The sequence below is a fragment of the Pokkaliibacter plantistimulans genome (genome assembly GCF_003194385.1).
Lineage (GTDB): Bacteria > Pseudomonadota > Gammaproteobacteria > Pseudomonadales > Balneatricaceae > Pokkaliibacter > Pokkaliibacter plantistimulans.
Window position 1 is genome coordinate 23,477 of record NZ_LAPT01000017.1, and the last position, 18,987, is coordinate 42,463.

Consider the following 18,987-nt stretch of genomic DNA (forward strand, 5'->3'; position numbering starts at 1 on the left):
CGTTTTGTGCGGCTTTTCCCCCTTTTCTGACGAGAAATACCGAGGCTGTGATCCATGGATTTGAACAAACTGCGTCGTCTGGCTGAGCGTTTTGCCGAACTGAATCCGGAGCAGCGTCGGGTATTTCTGCAGAAGATGGCCGAGCAGGGGATTCGCCCTGAGCAGTTGCCGATTCCGGCCCGCCCGCGGCAGGAAGAAGGGGAAGACAGTGCACCATTGTCATTTGCCCAGCAGCAGCAATGGTTTCTCTGGCAGCTGCAGCCAGACAGCAACGCCTATCACCTGCAGGCAGGCATTACGCTGGAAGGACAGCTGGATGTAGCCGCACTGCAGGACAGCTTTGCCGAGCTGATCCAGCAGCAGCCGTCGCTGCGCACACTGTTCCGCGCCGATGACGAGGGGCAGGTGCTGCAGTATGTACTGCCGGAACTGGCGCCCCGTTATGAGGAAGTGGATTGCCTGTCTGCAGCGGCAGATGCCGGACAGGCTGTGCAGCAGGCCAGGCAGCGGGCGGCGGCGCTGGTTGCGGAACCGTTCGACCTGCAACAAGGGCCATTACTGCGCATCGGTCTGTATCGCACCGGCGAGCAGCGCCATCTGTTGCAGCTGGTGATGCACCATATCATCGCTGACGATGCCTCCATGCCGCTGCTGATTGCTGCTTTCTGCGACAGTTACCGCCGTCGCTGCGGTCCGGCGGCAGGGCAGGATCACGAGGTGACACCGCCTGAGGTGGACTACGCCGATTACAGCCGCTGGCAGCGGCTCTGGCTGGAGGCCGGTGAGGCCGAGCGCCATCTGCAGTGGTGGCGCGAACAGCTGGGTCAGGAACATCCGCTGCTGGCACTGCCGACGGATTATCCGCGTCATCCGCAGGGGCAGTATCAGGCGGATACCCTGAGCGTGGCGGTGCCGGATGCTCTGGCGCAGCAGCTGCAGGAGACCGCCCGGCAACGGGGGATGACGCCTTTTATGTTGTTGCTGGCAGGCTTCCAGTGGTTGCTGCAGCGCTACAGCGGCCAGTCGCAGGTACGGGTCGGGGTGCCGGTGGCCAACCGTCAACGCCCGGAAACTCAGGAGCTGATCGGCTTCTTCGTCAATTCGCAGGTGATGCCTGCGCAGTTTCACAGCGCCATGTGCGTGGATGATCTGCTCAGCCAGTGCCGTCAGTTTGTGCTGGCGGCGCAGGCCCATCAGGAGCTGCCCTTCGATGCACTGGTGGATGGCCTGCAACTGCCGCGCAGCCTCAGCCATAACCCGCTGTTTCAGGTGATGTTCAACCATCTGCGCAGCCATGACGTGAGCAACCAGCACAGCTGGCAGCTGCCCGGTTTGCGTCTGTACACCGAGCAGGGCGACAGGGGCGCGGCGCAGTTCGAGCTGGTCGCGGCCAGTGAAGAAGGCGCTGACGGCAGCCTGCGCTTGTCGCTGATCTACGCCCGTGAGCTGTTCGCCGCCGAGACCATCGCCGACATGGCCGAACACTATCTGCAGTTACTGCAGGCGCTGGTGGGCGATGGTCGCCGCCGTCTGGCCTCGGTCTCACTGCTGACTGACGTGCAGTGGCAACAGCTGCAACAGTGGGGCACAGGTCAGCTGCAGCAGCCCGACGATACGCTGGTGCAGCAGCGCATTGCCCGTTGGGGTGAACGTAAGGGCGATGCCATTGCCGTGCGTGACGGGCAGCAGCAGCTGAGCTTCAGTGAACTCAACCGCCGTGCCGATGCGCTGGCTGCGGTGCTGGCCACACAGGGCGTCGGGCCGGAAACCCTGGTGGGGGTAGCGCTGCCGCGCAGTGTTGATCTGCTGGTGGCTTTCCTCGGTATCCTGCGTGCGGGGGCGGCCTATGTGCCGCTGGATCTGCATTATCCTGCCGAACGCCTGCGTTACATGATGAGCGACAGCGGCATGGGCTGGGTACTGAGTGAGCGGCAGGCGACCCTGCCGGAAGTCGCGGGCGTGCAGCGGCTGGATCTGCACCAGCTGGAAAGCGAAGCCCGGCTCAATGGCCTGCAACAGGCACCCGCACTGGCATGGCACCCTGAGCAGGCGGCCTATGTGATCTATACCTCCGGCTCCACCGGCCAGCCCAAGGGCGTGCTGGTCAGCCACGCTGGTATTGCCATGCACTGCGCCGCCATTGGTGAGCGCTATGGCATGAGTGACAGCTGCCGCGAGCTGATCTTTATGTCCTTCTCCTTTGATGGTGCCCATGAACGCTGGCTGACCGCCCTGACCCACGGCGGTCAGGTGGTGATGCGCGGCGATGAGCTGTGGTCAGTGGAGCAGACCTATCAGGCGCTGTGGCAGTACGGCATTACCGAGGCCACCTTCCCGCCGGTGTTTATTCGCGAGCTGGCTGACTGGGCCGAGCGTGACGGCAACCCGCCGCCGGTGCGCACCTACTGCTTCGGTGGCGATGCCATGCCGCGTGAGAGTTTCGATCAGGTGCGGCGGGCCTTGCGGCCGCAGTTTCTGGTCAACGGCTATGGCCCTACGGAAACCGTGGTGACACCGCTGCTGTGGCGGGTGACACCACAACAGCCCTGCAGCGCCAGTTATGCCCCTATTGGTTCGGTGGTGGGCGAGCGTCAGGCCTATGTGCTGGACAGCGAGCTGAATCCGTTGCCGGTCGGCATGGCCGGTGAGCTGTATCTGGGCGGCCAGCACGGGCTGGCGCGCGGCTATTTGCAGCGCCCCGGCCTCAGTGCCGAGCGCTTTGTGCCCAATCCGTTCAGTACCTGCGGCGAGCGGCTGTACCGCAGTGGCGATCTGGTGCGCTGGCGTCGTGACGGCAATATCGACTACCTCGGTCGGGTCGATCATCAGGTGAAAATTCGCGGTTTCCGCATCGAGCTGGGGGAAATTGAAACCCTGCTGCGGGCGCAGCCGGAAGTCGAACAGGCCGTTGTCGTGGCGGTAGAGCAGGGCACACAGGGTAAGCGTCTGGCGGTGTACTGGGTGGCCAGAGGCGAGCAGGGCGACGAGACCACGCAAGCCCGGCTGAAAGCGCGGCTGGCCGCGCAGCTGCCGGATTACATGGTGCCCAGCCTGTGGCAGTCACTGCCGCAGCTGCCGCTTAATGCCAATGGCAAGGTGGATCGCAATGCGTTGCCTGCCATCACCCTGCCGACGGCGGACCAGCTACTGCAGGCCGAACAGCAACCGCAGGGCGAGGCGGAACTGGCGCTGGCGCAGGTCTGGCAGCAGGTACTGAAGCTGCCGCAGATTGGCCGTCAGCAGAACTTTTTCGAGCTGGGCGGCGACTCCATTCTCAGTCTGCAGATTGTCTCCCGTGCTGCCCGCGCGGGCTGGCAGCTGACGCCACGTCAGCTGTTTGAGCATCAGACGCTGGCAGAGCTGGCGCAGGTCGCCTGCCGGCGTGAACAGCAGACGCAAGCGGGGTTGCCGGATGCAGGCGACACGCCCTTGCTGCCGTTGCAGCAGTGGTTTTTCAGCCTGCCGATGGCGCATTTCCATCACTGGAACCAGGCGGTACTGCTGCACAGTGATGAGCCCATCTATGCTGATACCCTGACGCGCGCGCTGGACCTGCTGCAACAGCATCACGACACCCTGCGGCTGCGCTATCAGCGCCAACCCGAGGGCTGGCAGCAACATTATCAGGCGGTGGATGAGGTGCCGACCAGCGAACTGCTGTGGCAGTGTCAGGCCGCTAGCGCCGAGGAAATTGCCGCCATCTGCGATGAGGCGCAGCGCAGTCTGCATATCGAACAGGGGCCGCTGTGGCGGGCCGTGCTGATTGCGGTGGAAGACTGCAGCTGGCGTCTGCTGCTGGTGGCCCATCATTTGCTGGTGGACGGGGTGTCATGGCGGGTGCTGCTGGATGATCTGCAGTCACTTTATCTGGCGTTGCTGGCCCAGCCGCAGCGTACACCTTCGCTGCCTGCTCGCAGTAGCAGTGCGCAGGCCTGGGGCCGTGCGCTGCAGGCACTGGCACAGTCACCGGCACTGGCCGCCGAGCTGCCCTACTGGCAGCAGCAGGCCGCAGCCGCCACACCGTTGCCCTGTGATCATGACGATGGCCGTGCCACTCAGGCGCAGCAACAGCAGCAACGCTTTGTGCTGGGCGAGTCTGATACCCGGCGCCTGCTCAGTGAGGCACCGGCCGCCTACCGTACCCGTATCAATGATCTGCTGCTGACTGCGCTGGGCCGTGCCCTGTGTCAGTGGCAGGACAGTGACACGGTGCTGATTGATCTGGAAGGCCATGGCCGGGAAGCAGCCACCGTTGCCGAACTGACCGGCACGGCGGAGCTGGACCTGAGCCGCAGCCTTGGCTGGATGACCAGCCTCTATCCGCAGGCGTTACAGCCGGTCGGTGCGCTGGGCGAGGCGCTGTGCCGGGTCAAGGAGCAGCTGCGTGCCGTACCGCAGCAGGGGCTGGGTTATGGCGTGCTGCGCTATCTGGGCAGCACCGAACAGCAGCAGGCACTGGCAGCCATGCCGCAGGCACAGGTGCTGTTCAACTATCTGGGGCAGTTCAGCGATACCGAACAGAGCCAGTGGACGCAGGCCCGTGAACCGGCCGGGCGCAGTGTGGCGCCTGACTCGCCTCTGGCCCATGAGCTGAGCATCAACGGCCAGATTTATCAGGGCTGTCTGACCCTGAACTGGAGTTACAGCCGCGAACGCTATCACGATGCCACCATCAGCCGCCTGATCGAGCGTTTTGCCGACGAGCTGCGTCAGCTGCTGGATCACTGCTGCAGCGGCGTGGCGGGGCTGACCCCCAGCGATGTGCCGCTGGCCGGGCTGAGCACCGCCCAGTTGCAGCAGCTGCCGGCGCTGACCGGTCAGCCGCTGGCGGCGGTGGCGGACCTGTATCCGTTGTCACCGATGCAGCAGGGGCTGCTGTTCCACAGCCGCTTTGAGCAGAGTGATCAGCAGCAGGCCGGGCAGGCCTATATCAACCAACTGCAGATTCTGATTGAAAGCCCGGCTGCACAGCCGCTGGATGTCGCCCGTTTTCAGGCGGCCTGGAATCAGGTCGCAGCCCGTCACGGTGTCTTGCGGGCAGGCTTTATCACGGTGGAGGGGCGGCCGTTGCAATGGCTGGCTCAGCAGGTGGAGGTGCCGTTCCGGCAGGTACGCGGTGATGCCGAGCAGGTCGCACTGGAAGAGCTGCAGCAAGGCTTTGATCTGGCCTGCCCGCCACTGATGCGGGTGGCGCTGGTGGAGCAGACGCCAGCGCCGGGTAAACAGTGCTGGCGCATGATCTGGACTGTGCATCACCTGCTGCTGGATGGCTGGAGTACCAGCCTGCTGCTGGCGGAAGTGCTGCGCTGCTATCAGGGGCAGCCGCTGGTGCCGGTGCAGGGGCAGTTCCGCGACTATATCGGCTGGCTGCAACAGCAGGATGAGCAGCGCAGCCTCGACTGGTGGCAGCAACAGCTGGCCCAGCTGCAGGAGCCGACCTATCTGGCCAATGCCGTGGCCCGGCCACAGCCTGACCCGCAGGGCGAACCGCACGGGGTGCATACGCTGGCATTGAGCGCGGCGCACACCCGCCTGCTGCAGGACTATGCCCGGCAGCAGAAAGTTACCCTCAATACCCTGGTGCAGGGCGCCTGGCTGCTGTTGCTGCAGGGCTACTGCGGCCAGTCCAGCGTCTGTACCGGCGTGACCGTGGCTGGCCGTCCGCCGGTGCTGGCCGGTATCGAGCAGCAGATCGGTCTGTTTATCAACACCCTGCCGCTAGTCAGTGTGCCGCAGCCCACGCTGCTGTCAGCCGACTGGTTGCGCAGCCTGCAGCACCAGCAGCTGCAAGCGCGGGAACATGAATACCTGCCGCTATCGCGGCTGCAACGCCTGTTCAGTCAGTCCGGGCAGGCGCTGTTCGACACGCTGGTGGTGTTCGAGAACTATCCGGTGGAGCAGGCACTGGCGCAGCAGCCGGATGGCCTGCAGTTGCAGCGACTGGTCAGCCATGAACGTACCAACTACGCCCTCAGCCTGATTGTGCAGCTGACGGGCGGTGCGCAGCAGGAGAGCCTGAGTCTGGAGCTGGGCTACCAGTGCCAGCATTTCAGTCAGGCCCAGATTGAGCGCATGGGCCAGCATCTGCTGACCTTGCTGCAACAACTGCAGCAGGCAGAGCAGCCGCTGGCGCAGATCAGCCTGCTGGCTGCTGAAGAGTTCAGCAGTCTGCAGCAATGGAGCACTGACCCTCAGCCTTACCCGGAGGCACTGCCGGTATTCCGGCTGTTCGAGCAACAGGAGGCCCTGCAGCCACAGCGCATTGCCCTGACAGCAGGGGAGCAGCAGCTGAGCTATGGCGAGCTGAACCGGCGGGCCAACCGTCTGGCTCATCAGCTGTTGCAGCGCGGTGCCCGTCAGCACGGGGTGGTGGGGATTACCGCCGAGCGTTCCGTGGAGCTGGTGGTCAGTCTGCTGGCGATTCAGAAAGCCGGTGCCGCCTACGTGCCGCTGGACCCGGATTTCCCTGCCGAACGACTGGCCTACATGATCGGCCAGAGCGGGGTGCAACTGGTATTGTGCCAGCTGCACCTGTGCCAGCAGCTGCCTGACTTTGACGGCGAGGTTATCGAGCTGCAGCCCGAGGTGCTGGCTGCGGTCGATGGCGCGCCGGAGCACAACCCGGACCTGCCGGTGCATGGCGATCAGCTGGCCTATGTGATCTACACCTCCGGTTCCACCGGACGGCCCAAGGGCGTGGGCAACCGCCATCGTTCGCTGTACAACCGGCTGTACTGGATTCAGCAGCAGTGGCCACTGCAGGCGGGCGACAGCCTGCTGCAGAAAACGCCCTACAGTTTTGACGTGTCGGTGTGGGAGTTCTTCTGGCCGCTGATGACCGGCGCCCGTCTGGTGATGGCTGCTCCCGGTGCCCATCGCGACCCGGCGCAGATTGCCGAGGTGATCCGCCGCGAGCAGATCAGCCATGTGCATTTTGTGCCGTCGATGCTGAATGCCTTTATGGCCTACCGCGAGGCGGCGGAGTGCCGCTCCCTGCAACGTATTATCTGCAGCGGTGAAGCACTGGCGCTGGAGACCCAGCAGCAGGTGCTGACGCGCCTGCCACAGGCGCAGCTGCTCAACCTCTACGGGCCGACTGAAGCCGCCATCGAAGTGAGCTGGTGGCAGTGCCGGGAGGAGGCAGGCCAGCACAGCGTGCCCATCGGTGCGCCCATCGCCAACGTCCACACCTGGATTCTTGACCCGCAACTGCGGCCGGTGCCTCAGGGTATCGCCGGTGAGCTGTATCTCGGTGGCATCTGTCTGGCGGAAGGCTACACCGCGCAGCCGGGGCTGACCGCTGAACGTTTTGTGCCGCATCCCTTTGCGCTGGACGGCGGGCGGCTGTACCGCACCGGCGATCTGGTGCGCTGGCGCGACGACGGCGTGATCGAGTATCTGGGCCGTATCGACCATCAGGTGAAAATCCGCGGTCTGCGTATTGAGCTGGGCGAGATCGACAGCCAGCTGCGGGCCCAGCCGGGGGTGGATGACGCCGTGGTGGTGGCCCATCGCGGCCCGGCCGGCTTCCAATTGGTGGCCTACTGGTCAGGGCCAGCAACCGCCGCGCAGCTGCACAGCGCACTGGCGGTGCTGCTGCCGGAATATATGCTGCCTGCTGCCTGGGTGTGTCTGCCGCAGCTGCCTCTCAACCCCAATGGCAAGGTGGACCGCAAGGCACTGCCTGCCCCTGAACTGCAGCGTGCTGATTTTGCCGCTCCGCAAGGGGCTGCTGAGCAGGCACTGGCGGCCATCTGGGCCGAGGTGCTGAAAGTCGAGCAGGTCAGCCGCGACGATAACTTCTTCGAGCTGGGCGGTGATTCCATCCTCAGTCTGCAGATTGTCGCCCGTGCCCGGCAGGCAGGCTGGCTGCTGACCCCGAAACAGCTGTTCGCCAGCCAGACGCTGATGGCACTGGCGGCGGTGGCTCAGGTGCTGGCCACGGATGAAAGCAGCCACAGTGAACAGAACACCGGCAGCGCGGCGCTTCACACAGGCGCTGAGCTGGTCAGCGGCGCAGTACGCCAGCAGGCGCTGCAGCGTTATCCGGCACTGGCCGACCTTTATCCGCTGTCGCCGATGCAGCAGGGCATGCTGTTCCACAGCCTTTATGACCCCGGCTCATCGGCCTATATCAACCAGCTGCAGGTAGAGATGCACGGCCTCGATGTGGATGCCTTCCGCGCCGCCTGGCAGCAGGTGATGGAGCGCCATGCCATCCTGCGCACGGGCTTTATCAGTCTGGCCGGGGAAGAGGGCGAGCAGTCACTGCAGTGGGTCGCCGCGGCCGTAGCGCTGCCCTTTGAAGTACGGCAGAGCAGCGTGGCGGAGGTGGAAGATGTGGCTGCTGCCATCCTGCAGCAGGGCTTTGATCTGACCACACCGCCGCTAATGCGTCTGACCCTGTTGCAACTGGGCGAAGGGCATTACCACTTTATCTGGACCGTCCACCATCTGTTGCTGGATGGCTGGAGTACCAGCCAGCTGCTGGCCGAGGTGCTGCGTGCCTATGAGGGCGCCGAGCTGCCCGCCCTGCAGGGGCAGTTCCGCGACTATATCGGCTGGCTGCAACAGCAGGATCAGGCCGTCAGCCTGCAGTGGTGGCAGCAGCAACTGGCGCAGCTGGATGAGCCGACCTATCTGGCCTCAACCCTGGCACGCCCCGTCAGCACTCAGGCTGAGTCGGATGCTCAGGGTGGCTATGGGCTGCATCAGCTGCAGCTGGATCAGGCGCAGACGGCACAGCTCTATCAGTTCGCCCGGCAGCAGAAAGTCACCCTCAATACGCTGGTGCAGGGCGCCTGGCTGCAGTTGCTCAAGGGCTACAGCGGGCAGAGCACGGTCTGTGCCGGTGCCACCGTGGCCGGGCGCCCGGCGCAACTGCCGGGTATCGAGCAGCAGGTGGGGCTGTTTATCAACACTCTGCCGCTGATCAGCCGCATTGACCCGCAACAGCAGGTCGGTGACTGGCTGCGGCAGCTGCAACAGCACAATCTGGCTGCGCGCGAGCATGAGTACCTGCCGTTGTATCAGCTGCAACGGCTGTTCAGTGCGGCGCGGCAAGCGCTGTTCGATACGCTGGTGGTGTTCGAGAATTACCCGGTCGATCAGGCACTGGGACAGGCACGGCAGGATGGCCTGCAACTGCGCAAGGTTGCCATCCACGAGCAGACCAACTATCCACTGACCCTGATCGTGCAGGGCAACGACAGTTTGCAGCTGGCGTTCAGCTACCAGCACAGCCAGTTCAGCGACGCGCAGATGGCACGTCTGGCGGCGCACCTGCTGGCCATCCTGCAGCAATTGCCCCAGCTGCAGCAGCGCGGTCAGCCACTGGCCTGCCTGTCACTGCTGGCCGCCGATGAACAGACCCGGCTGCAGCAGTGGAGCACGAACCCGCAACCTTACCCCGCAGCGCAGCCGGTGTTTCAGCTGTTTGAGCAGCAGGCCGCTGCCCAGCCACAGCGCATTGCTCTGCAGGCCGGTGAACGCAGCCTGAGCTATGCCGAACTGAACCAGCAGGCCAACCGGCTGGCCTATTATCTGCGCCGCCGTGGCGTCACCGCCGATACGCTGGTGGGGGTGGCGGCAGAGCGTTCCATCGAGCTGGTGGTGGCCCTGCTGGCTATCCATAAGGCCGGTGGTGCCTATGTGCCGCTGGACCCGGATTATCCCGCCGAGCGCCTGAGTTATATGGCGGCGCAAAGCGCTGTGCAGCTGGTGCTGAGCCAGTCCCATCTGCTTGCCGCGCTGGCTGCACCGCTGGCGGGGTGTGAGCTGCTGGCGCTGGATCAGCTGGCCCTCAGTGACGAGGCCGACAGCAATCTGGCGCTGCCGGTGCATGGCGAACAGCTGGCCTATGTGATCTATACCTCCGGCTCCACCGGGCGGCCCAAGGGCGTCGGTAACAGTCACGCGGCGCTGTTCAACCGCCTGTGGTGGATGCAGCAGACCTATCAGCTGGATACAGAGGATGCGGTGCTGCAAAAGACGCCATTCAGCTTTGACGTGTCGGTGTGGGAGTTCTTCTGGCCGCTGCTGAGCGGTGCCCGGCTGGTGATGGCGGCACCCGGTGCCCATCGTGATCCGGCGCAGCTGGTGGCGGTAATCAACGCCGCGCGCATCACCACCCTGCATTTTGTGCCGTCCATGCTGAATGCCTTTATCGGCTTTGAGGCGGCCAGCCAGTGCCCGTCGCTGCGGCGGATTATCTGCAGTGGTGAGGCGCTGGCGCTGGAAACCCAGCAGCAGGTGCTGAGCCGTCTGCCACAGGTGGCCCTGCATAACCTTTATGGCCCGACCGAGGCCGCCATTGATGTCACTTTCTGGCAGTGCCGGGCAGAGAGCGGACGCAGCAGCGTGCCCATCGGCGCGCCCATTGCCAACGTCAGCACCTGGGTGCTGGATGCGGACCTCAACCCGCTGCCGGTGGGTATTGCCGGTGAGCTGTATCTGGGCGGCGCGGGGCTGGCCCGGGGTTATGTGCAGCGCCCGGATCTCAGTGCCGAACGCTTTGTGCCGCATCCGCTGGCCAGCGGTGAGCGGCTGTACCGTACCGGCGATCTGGTGCGCTGGCGCGAGGACGGGGTGCTGGAGTACCTCGGCCGCCTTGATCATCAGGTGAAGATTCGTGGTCTGCGCATTGAGCTGGGCGAGATCGACAGCCTGCTGCGGGCGCAGCCGGGGGTCACCGATGCGGTGGTGGTGGCCCTGCGTGGCAGCGCCGGTGATCAGCTGGTGGCCTACTGGGCGGGAACAGCTGAACAGGCGCACTTGCAGCAGGCACTGGCGGCCCAGCTGCCCGACTACATGCTGCCTGCCGCCTGGGTAGCCCTGGCGCAACTGCCCCTGAGTGCCAACGGCAAGGTGGATCGCAAGGCGTTGCCTGCCCCCGCCCTGCAACAGGCAGAATACCGGGCGGCAGACAGCGAGGCCGAGCAGCAGCTGGCGGCGATCTGGTGTGAAGTGCTGAAAGTGGAGCGGGTCGGCCAGCTGGATAACTTCTTCGAGCTGGGCGGCGATTCCATTCTCAGCCTGCAGATTGTCTCCCGTGCGGCGCGCGCTGGCTGGCAGCTGAGTGCCCGTGATCTGTTCGAGCGGCAAACCTTGCAGGCGGTGGCGGCAGTGGCACAACCTCTGGCCAGCGCAGATTCCACATCTGCCCTGTCGACCATCAGCGCTGACATCAGTGCGGAAGAAGTACCGCTGCTGCCATTCCAGCAGCTGTTCTTCAGCCTGCCGATGGCACAGCGCCAGCACTGGAATCAGGCGCTGCTGTTACAGAGCCGGATGCCCTGTGATGCGGCACTGCTGGAGCAGGCGTTGCAGCAACTGCTGCGTCATCACGATGCGCTGCGCATGGTGTATCAGCAGGATGAACAGGGCCGCTGGCAACAGCATTACGCGCCATTCAGTGCGCAGCCCGTGCTGCAGCGCGTGGCGATCAAGGGCAATGAGGCTGAGGTCAGACAGCAGATCGAGCAACGCTGCGGCGAAGCGCAGCAAAGCCTTGATCTGCAGCAGGGGCCGCTGCTGCGGGCGGTGCTGTTCGAGGTCGAGCAACAGCCATGCCGCTTGCTGCTGGTGATCCACCATCTGGTGGTGGATGGCGTGTCCTGGCGGGTGCTGCTGGAAGATTTGCAGCAGGCTTATCAGGCGCAAGCTCAGGCACGGCCACAGCCTTTGCCAGACAAGACCTGCAGTGTGCAGCAGTGGGCGATGGCTCTGCATGACTATGCCCATTCCGCTGTGCTGGCCCGTGAGCTGCCTTACTGGCAGCAGGTGCAGGCCGTCAGTGCGGCTATTCCGCTGGATAACCCGCAGGGGCAGCGCACCGAAGCCCAACGGCTCAGCCTCAGTTTCACCCTTGATCAGGCTGACACCCGGACGCTGCTGAAAGAAGCCGGTGCGGCCTATCGCACCCGTATCAATGACCTGCTGCTGGCGGCGCTGGCGCAGGTGCTGTGTGACTGGAGCGGCCAGCCGCAACTGCGTATCGAGCTGGAAGGCCATGGCCGCGAAACCCCGCCCGGCCTGCCGTCGCTGGATCTCAGCCGCACCGTCGGCTGGTTCACCAGCCTCTATCCGCTGGTGCTGCAGGGCGGTGAACGGGGGCAGCGCATCAAACAGACCAAGGAGCAACTGCGTGCCATTCCCCATAACGGCATCGGCTATGGCCTGCTGACCCGCGTCAGCCAGCAGCTGCCCGCCGCTCGCGCCGAGGTGGTGTTCAACTATCTGGGCCAGTTCGACAACAGCTTTGGTGAAGGCAGCCCCTGGCAGATCGCCACCGAAGCCAGCGGTGCCGTGGTGGCCGCCGATTCGCCGCTGCTGCATGCGCTGACCATCAACGCGCAGGTGTATCAGGGCGAGCTGCGTTGCAGCTGGAGTTTCAGCAGTGACTGCCATACCCCGGCTGCCATCGAGGCGGTGATGCAGGCCTATCGCACTGAGCTGCTGGCCGTGCTGGAACACTGCCGCCAGCCCCACCGTGGCCTGACCCCCAGTGATGTGCCGCTGGCCGGGCTCAGCCAGACGCAACTGGACCAGTTGCCCCAAGCGCTGGATCGACAGCCGCTGGATCGCCAGCCGTCGCTGTGGGCCCAGCTCGCCCAGCTTTATCCGCTGTCGGCGATGCAGCAGGGTATGCTTTATCACAGCCTGCACAGCGGCGATGCCGGGCAGCAGGCGTATCTGATCCAGACCCGGGTGGATATCGACGGGCTGGATGTTGAACGCTTCCGCGCCGCCTGGCAGGCAGTGCTGGACCGCCATGAGGCGCTGCGTGCCGGTTTTGTGCAGGTAGACGGCCAACAACTGCAATGGATCGCCCGTGAGGTGACCATGCCGCTGACCGTGGTGGAGCAGGAGCACGCCAGTGCCGAAGCGCTGGAGCATCTGGCCGCAGCGGAACTGCAGCGTGGTTTTGATCTGCGTTGCCCGCCGCTGGTGAAAGTGATGCTGGTGGGCTGCGGTCAGGGCCGCTATCAGATGATCCTGACCCAGCACCATCTGATCACCGATGGCTGGAGTAATGCCCTGCTGATCAGTGAAGTGCTGCGTCATTACCGTGGCCAGCCACTGGCGCCGGTCACCGCGCAATACGGCGACTATCTGGGCTGGCTGGCAGCGGCCGATCAGCCTGCAGTACGGGCGCAGCGTGAACAATGGTGGCGCACTCAGCTTACCCGTCTGGATGGCCCGACCCTGCTGGCCAGCACGGTGAAAAGTGTCCAGCCCGGCTCTGCCACGGCAGCAGGCCACGGCGTGCTGCTGCACAGCTGGAGCCGCGAGCAGACGGCGGTGTTCAGCAGCGCCGCCCGCACCGCTCGCGTGACTCTCAATACCCTGATTCAGGCGGCCTGGGTGCATTTGCTGCAAAGTTACAGCGGCAAGGCGCAGGTGGTGTTTGGCTCGGTGGTGGCGGGGCGTCCGGCGGCGCTGGCCGGAGCCGAACAGGCGCTGGGGCTGTATATCAACACCCTGCCGGTGGTGGCAGGCAGCGAGCCGCAGCAGCCGTTGCAGGTCTGGCTGCAGCAGTTGCAGTCAACCAATCTGGCCCTGCGTGACCATGAAACCACACCGCTGGCCGACGTGCAGCGCTGGGCCGGGCAGCCGGGGCAGGCGCTGTTCGATTCCATCGTGGTGTTTGAAAACTATCCGGTGGATGCCGCGCTGCGTCAGGGCAGTGCCGATGATCTGCGCTTTAGCCTGCAGGGCACGGTGGATGTCACCAACTATCCGATGGATATCGAAGTGCATCTGGCCGAGCAGCTGAGCATCAAGATGATCTGGCAGCGTGAGTGCTTTGCCGAGCCGGTGGCGCGCCGCCTGCAGGCGCAGTTGCTGCACCTGATCGGGCAGCTGGCCGAGTGCCTGCTGAGCCGTCCAGAGGCCTGTGTGGCAGATGTGACACTGCTACCGGAGCAGGAAGCCGGGCAGTTGCAGCGCTACGGTATCAATCCGCCGCGTTATGGGCAGACGCCGTTGTTGCAACACACTCTGGCGGCATGGGCAGAGCGCCAGCCGCAGGCCATTGCCTTAAGCAGCGCCGATGGTGGTGACAGCCTCAGTTATGCCGAACTGAACCGGCAGGCCAATCAGCTGACCAACACCCTGCTGGCCCGAGGTATCGGCGCTGAGCAGCGGGTAGCAGTGCTGCTGGAGCGCCATCTGCAGCTGCCCGTGGCCCTGCTGGCGGTGATGAAAAGTGGTGCGGCTTACGTGCCTCTTGACCCGGCTCACCCTCGTGAGCGACTGGCGTATATGCTGGCCGACTGTGGCTGCAGTCTGGTGATCAGCCAGTCGTCGCTGGCCCATCTGCTGCCGCCCTCTGACCCGCAAGCCGATGCGCACAGCGGGCTGGTATCTCAGCCGCCCGCCGTGCTGTGGCTGGATGAGCCGCACTGGCAGAGCGCGGCCGCTACCGCGCCGCAGCTGAGCATTCACCCTGAGCAGCTGGCTTATCTGATCTATACCTCTGGCTCCACCGGCCAGCCCAAGGGCGTGGCGGTAACGCAGGGCAGCATTGCCCGGCACTGTGCCGCCATTGCCGATCTGTATGGCATGGATACCCACTCCTGCGAGCTGCACTTTATGTCCTTCGCATTCGACGGGGCCCATGAGCGCTGGCTGACCACCCTGAGCCGCGGCGGCAAGCTGGTGCTGCGCGATGCCCAGTTGTGGACCGCGGAGCAGACACTGGCGGTGCTCAAACAGCAGCAGGTTACCTCCGTGGCCTTCCCGCCTGCCTATTTGCGCCAGCTGGCAGAAGTGGCCGAAGCAACAGGGGAAGCGCCGGGCGTGGCGACCTACTGCTTTGGTGGCGAGGCGGTGCCCCGTGACAGCTATGATCTGGTGCGCCGTGCGCTCAGGCCGCGCACCCTGATCAACGGCTACGGGCCGACGGAAACCGTGGTGACGCCGTTACTGTGGAAGGTCGATGTCAGCACCGAGATGGATACGGCCTACGCGCCTATCGGCTCCCCGGTGGGGGATCGTCAGGCCTATGTGCTGGATGCGCAGTTGCAGCCGGTACCTGTCGGTGTGGCCGGTGAGCTTTATCTGGGCGGTGAACTGGCCCGTGGCTACTTCCAGCGCCCCGGCCTGAGTGCCGAGCGTTTTGTGCCCAACCCGTTCTCTGCACAGGGCGAGCGCCTGTATCGCACTGGCGATCTGGTGCGCTGGCGTGAAGACGGCGCGGTGGATTACCTCGGTCGTCTTGACCATCAGGTGAAGATCCGCGGTTTCCGTATCGAGCTGGGGGAGATCGAGGCCTGTCTGCTGGCACAGCCCGACATCGCTAATGCTGTGGTGACGGTAGAACAGGCCGCCAATGGCCCACGGCTGCTGGCCTATGTAGTGCTGCGTGATACCACCGACCTCAACGAAGCCGGGCTGAAAGCACAGCTGGCGCGCACCCTGCCGGACTACATGCTGCCCGCGGCTATTGTGGCGCTGGCCGAACTGCCACTGACGCCCAATGGCAAGGTCGACCGCAATGCGCTGCCCGCGCTGTCGGCGGTGGCACCGTCTGTGGCGACTGACTATGAAGCCCCGCGCACGGTGACCGAGCAGGCACTGGCGGCCATCTGGGCCGAGGTGCTGGGGGTCGAGCGGATAGGGCGCCACGACAACTTCTACGAACTGGGAGGCGATTCCTTACTGAGCCTGAAAGTGATCAGCAAGATTCGCAGCAGCGACGCCATCGACGTCAGCATCAAACTGCGTGATCTGATGCAGAAGCCCACCATTGCCGGGCTGCTGGCTGAGGAGATATGACTGGAAGAGCGTGGCTCGCATTGACAGCTATTATGTACTATGGCAGGTTAACGGCCTTTATTGCTTATATTAGGGAAGGTGAATTAAATGGAATTGAGTAGTCCAGAATTAAAGGTTGCTGTTGGAAAGTTTATTAGCATTGCCTATTCAAAAGATAAGGGATTAACGACCCAGCTTCTATTATCAGGCGGTGCTAGCATTACTGTTGATGAACAAGGGCATGCGAAGCTTTCAGGTAAGGCCGGTATATTGGTTTTTAATGGTTCACCTGTACTGGAAAATATAGGTGCAAACATAAAAACGATAAATATTTCATTTTCTAATGAAGAGGATATGAAGATAGGATATACACTCACGCTAAATATGAAGTTTGGGCGTATGAAAGTGAAGGGTGATTTTGATTTGGATGAAATGATTACCTCATGCTCTGGTTTACTATGCAGGGCAGCCAAAGCACTTAAGTTCAGACATGCAAGTTATGATGCTGAGTTAAAAAGAATTTTGGGGAACTGAATAATGAAGAAGATACTTACACTTCTTTTCCTTCTTCCCGTCTATGCCTGTGCCGCTAATGTAGCCTTGTACGAGAGCTATCAAAACTTTGAAGAGCATATAAAGGACAGGTCAAATAAAATAGATGGACTTGTCGGGTACTTTGCTAAAGAAGTGGTTGATCAGGCTCTTAGTGATATAAAAAAGGGAGATGCAGAAGATAAGGTAGTATCAAATTTATCGTTTCCGCACATTATGAAAAATGAAATATCACATTTTGAAAAAACGGCTGCTGACGGCGATGTTGGTTGCTTAACTGTTAATGGCTATGAGTCTTCTAACTCCCCAGTCAGTTTCAGTCTGCTTTATACAAAAGAACAAGGGCGATGGCTAATAAAAGATATGTTTATTGCTATGCCTGAAAAAGTGGAAGATTTACCTAATTATGCTCAGTGCCCAGATGAAGCGGAAGCCAGTTTTTGAAAGTGTGTGCTATTTTAAAATTTAGCAGTTCAATAAGCTTTATATTGGCTAGTACTGTACTTTTATACTAAGTTGGCATTAATTGGAGAGTGCCAAGTCATACGAAAAACCACACCAGTATAAATTTTTACTATGTGGTTTTTTCTTGTGCTCTATTATTTTTTACGTCACTGATGACGTTTAAAAATGCTCATGGAGTAATGGAAAAATGCGGCTTGTTGTTCGCAGCAGTATCAATACTTGGGCTAGCCTTCTTGTATTTGGGAAATATTTTTCTTCCTTATGAGATATGGCTGGAAAAAAGGTATGCAAGAAACGTCGCTTTTTAATAACTGAAAAAAGCTAGAGGGGTAAATATGTTTGAATATAAAATGGTTCAGATTCCGCCAAATATTGCAGTCCAGATGAAAGCTCATAGAGGCAATGAAGCCGCTGCATATCTTGAAAATGTCGTAAATGAATATGCTGCTGATGGATGGGACTTTCATCGTGTTGATAGTATAGGTGTGCAAGTCCAGCCTGGTTGTTTTGATGCGCTAAGTGGAAAGAAAGCAGAGAGTAACAGCTACTACGTGATCACGTTTAGAAAGGAAAAATAAAATTGGTCTGGCTTTCGATAAAACTCATAGAGTTTTATAGAGTGATAGCTCCGCAGTCTTTGAGAAATTCTTGCTTATTTGATCCATCTTGTTCTGAGTATGCAGTAATAGCACTGAATAAATATGGTTTTGTGAGAGGTTGGATTAAGTCTATAAACCGCATTTCTCGCTGTAAGCAACCCAATGGCGGAGTTGATCTTCCTTAAAAATGGCCAATAAGGCTGCAATCTATCAACTCAGTGTGAAACATCATATGATGTTTATGTTACATAAAGGGCCTTTTGGCCCTTTTCTTTTTAATGGTCTCTTTTCTGGAATTTACTGGTAGTGCCCAATCCACCATAAGTGGTATATGTACGCCGGTGTCAGACCATTCCACATTATCAATCAATTGCAGCATCTCAATATCTTTCTCTGCAACTAACTGGTTGGATTTGTTATAGAGTTTTATCACTCCGGGTCTGTCACCTGAGCTTCCTGGCATCAGTGAAATCAGGCTGGTATAGCTGTAAACCGTAATATGATATTCACCACCGGGTTTGATAAACGTTTTGTATTCCAACTCAGAAATATGTTTTACAAACGTTGCGTAGATAATCAGAGCTATCGCTATAAAAATGGCGATGGCAAGAATAGGCTGATTCTTTATTGTGAGCATTTTACTTATTAAACTCAAAGGTGGAGGGAGTATTAAGTTTGATGGTTTTAATGTCGGAGTAGAAAATAATTCACTCAGTTTTATTATTGCCTACTCTTCAGATTTTTAAATTTGTAAAAGAGCCTAGGATGATCGATAGCGAATATCAAGCCAAAGAGTGATGTTCTCTGGTCTATTAACGCGTAACCAAAAAAGTAAGTGTCACGGGCAACTGGCAGTCCGTCCGAGTTTTTGCCGCAACAGACTTGAGCTAACGCCTGATGTTCAGAGTAGCCATGAGATAATCGCGGTAGAAGCAGTGTTCCCCACCCGTGAGAATGGGAAGTTGTGGTATGCAAGCTCCGAGTATTTCATCCTTGAAAAATCTGAAAGAAGGTATACCTTTTGGATGGTCTGTTGTTGATTTAAATACCTTTTAATGAGTCATCTTTGTGTTGGTTAATTTATTATTTCTCTTAAAATCAAAGTCTTACGTGACTGCTTTTAAGATAGGGCTTGCTAAAAGGTATACCTTTTAATAATTGTTATGAGGTCGGAGACTTCATTAACATACTGTTAGCTATTTAAAATAGGATCGAGCAATGTTCGGAATGTTTAAGAAAAAGGAAGTGGAGTGGCCATTTGACCAGCCAAAGAACTGCGCCGTATTCACAATTCGTCAAATCATCGTAGGTGAATGTCCTATTCAGGTTGTGTATCACGATCTAGAGGATGATGGTTGGCAGTTTGTAAGCAATGTTGAATACACAATAGAAGATGCCAAGCTAGTTGGGCTAGAAGAAATTACAAAAATTGATCCTACTGTATTTGAGGTCGCCACAATTGAACCTGGCTTCCATGCTTGGAGAAACAAGGTTGGTGATAAATGGACAATTGCTAAAACGCCCGAACAACCAGATGAGTAAACTAACAAGCAAAGGCAGCATCGCCCCTACGGGGCTGGACCTCGCTGCTTTGGGCGTTAGCCGATAAGGT

Annotated in this window: 7 protein-coding genes; 6 read left to right on the top strand and 1 reads right to left on the bottom strand. The window is 60.2% G+C overall.

Annotated elements, in window-relative coordinates:
• Nucleotides 1-54 precede the first annotated feature (54 nt).
• The 5 genes from WH50_RS04220 to yidD all read left to right on the top strand — a co-directional run bounded on the left by WH50_RS04220 (nucleotide 55) and on the right by yidD (nucleotide 17,560).
• Complete coding sequence (locus WH50_RS04220) at nucleotides 55-15,780, top strand: non-ribosomal peptide synthase/polyketide synthase (protein WP_110186188.1); 15,726 nt, start codon at nucleotides 55-57, stop codon at nucleotides 15,778-15,780.
• A gap of 87 nt (nucleotides 15,781-15,867) precedes the next feature.
• A complete protein-coding gene (locus WH50_RS04225) occupies nucleotides 15,868-16,293 on the top strand; it encodes a hypothetical protein (protein ID WP_110186189.1) in 426 nt (141 codons plus the stop codon).
• Nucleotides 16,294-16,296: 3 nt separating this feature from the next.
• Nucleotides 16,297-16,755, top strand: a complete 459-nt coding sequence (locus WH50_RS04230; RefSeq protein WP_110186190.1) for a hypothetical protein — start codon at nucleotides 16,297-16,299, stop codon at nucleotides 16,753-16,755.
• 356 nt (nucleotides 16,756-17,111) lie between these two features.
• The gene (locus WH50_RS04235) at nucleotides 17,112-17,354 is read left to right on the top strand and encodes a DUF4177 domain-containing protein (RefSeq protein WP_110186191.1); all 243 of its coding nucleotides are present in this window, start codon (nucleotides 17,112-17,114) and stop codon (nucleotides 17,352-17,354) included.
• A gap of 2 nt (nucleotides 17,355-17,356) precedes the next feature.
• Nucleotides 17,357-17,560: a membrane protein insertion efficiency factor YidD gene (gene yidD, locus WH50_RS04240; protein WP_110186192.1), complete on the top strand. Its 204-nt coding sequence runs from the start codon at nucleotides 17,357-17,359 to the stop codon at nucleotides 17,558-17,560.
• Between the two features lie 59 nt (nucleotides 17,561-17,619).
• On the opposite strand, the gene WH50_RS04245 is transcribed toward yidD, so the two are convergent.
• Nucleotides 17,620-18,012, bottom strand: a complete 393-nt coding sequence (locus tag WH50_RS04245) for a hypothetical protein (RefSeq protein WP_110186193.1) — start codon at nucleotides 18,010-18,012, stop codon at nucleotides 17,620-17,622.
• Nucleotides 18,013-18,593: 581 nt separating this feature from the next.
• On the opposite strand from WH50_RS04245, the gene WH50_RS04250 reads away from it, so the two are divergent.
• Nucleotides 18,594-18,917, top strand: a complete 324-nt coding sequence (locus tag WH50_RS04250; protein WP_133251241.1) for a hypothetical protein — start codon at nucleotides 18,594-18,596, stop codon at nucleotides 18,915-18,917.
• The last annotated feature ends 70 nt before the right edge of the window (nucleotides 18,918-18,987 follow it).

Excerpts from the sequence above, each read along its gene's own strand:
- WH50_RS04225 (WP_110186189.1), top strand. The coding sequence starts at position 15,868 with ATGGAATTGAGTAGTCCAGAATTAAAGGTTGCTGTTGGAAAGTTTATT.
- WH50_RS04220 (WP_110186188.1), top strand. The coding sequence starts at position 55 with ATGGATTTGAACAAACTGCGTCGTCTGGCTGAGCGTTTTGCCGAACTG.
- WH50_RS04245 (WP_110186193.1), bottom strand. The coding sequence starts at position 18,012 with ATGCTCACAATAAAGAATCAGCCTATTCTTGCCATCGCCATTTTTATA.
- WH50_RS04250 (WP_133251241.1), top strand. The coding sequence starts at position 18,594 with ATGTTCGGAATGTTTAAGAAAAAGGAAGTGGAGTGGCCATTTGACCAG.
- WH50_RS04235 (WP_110186191.1), top strand. The coding sequence starts at position 17,112 with ATGTTTGAATATAAAATGGTTCAGATTCCGCCAAATATTGCAGTCCAG.
- WH50_RS04230 (WP_110186190.1), top strand. The coding sequence starts at position 16,297 with ATGAAGAAGATACTTACACTTCTTTTCCTTCTTCCCGTCTATGCCTGT.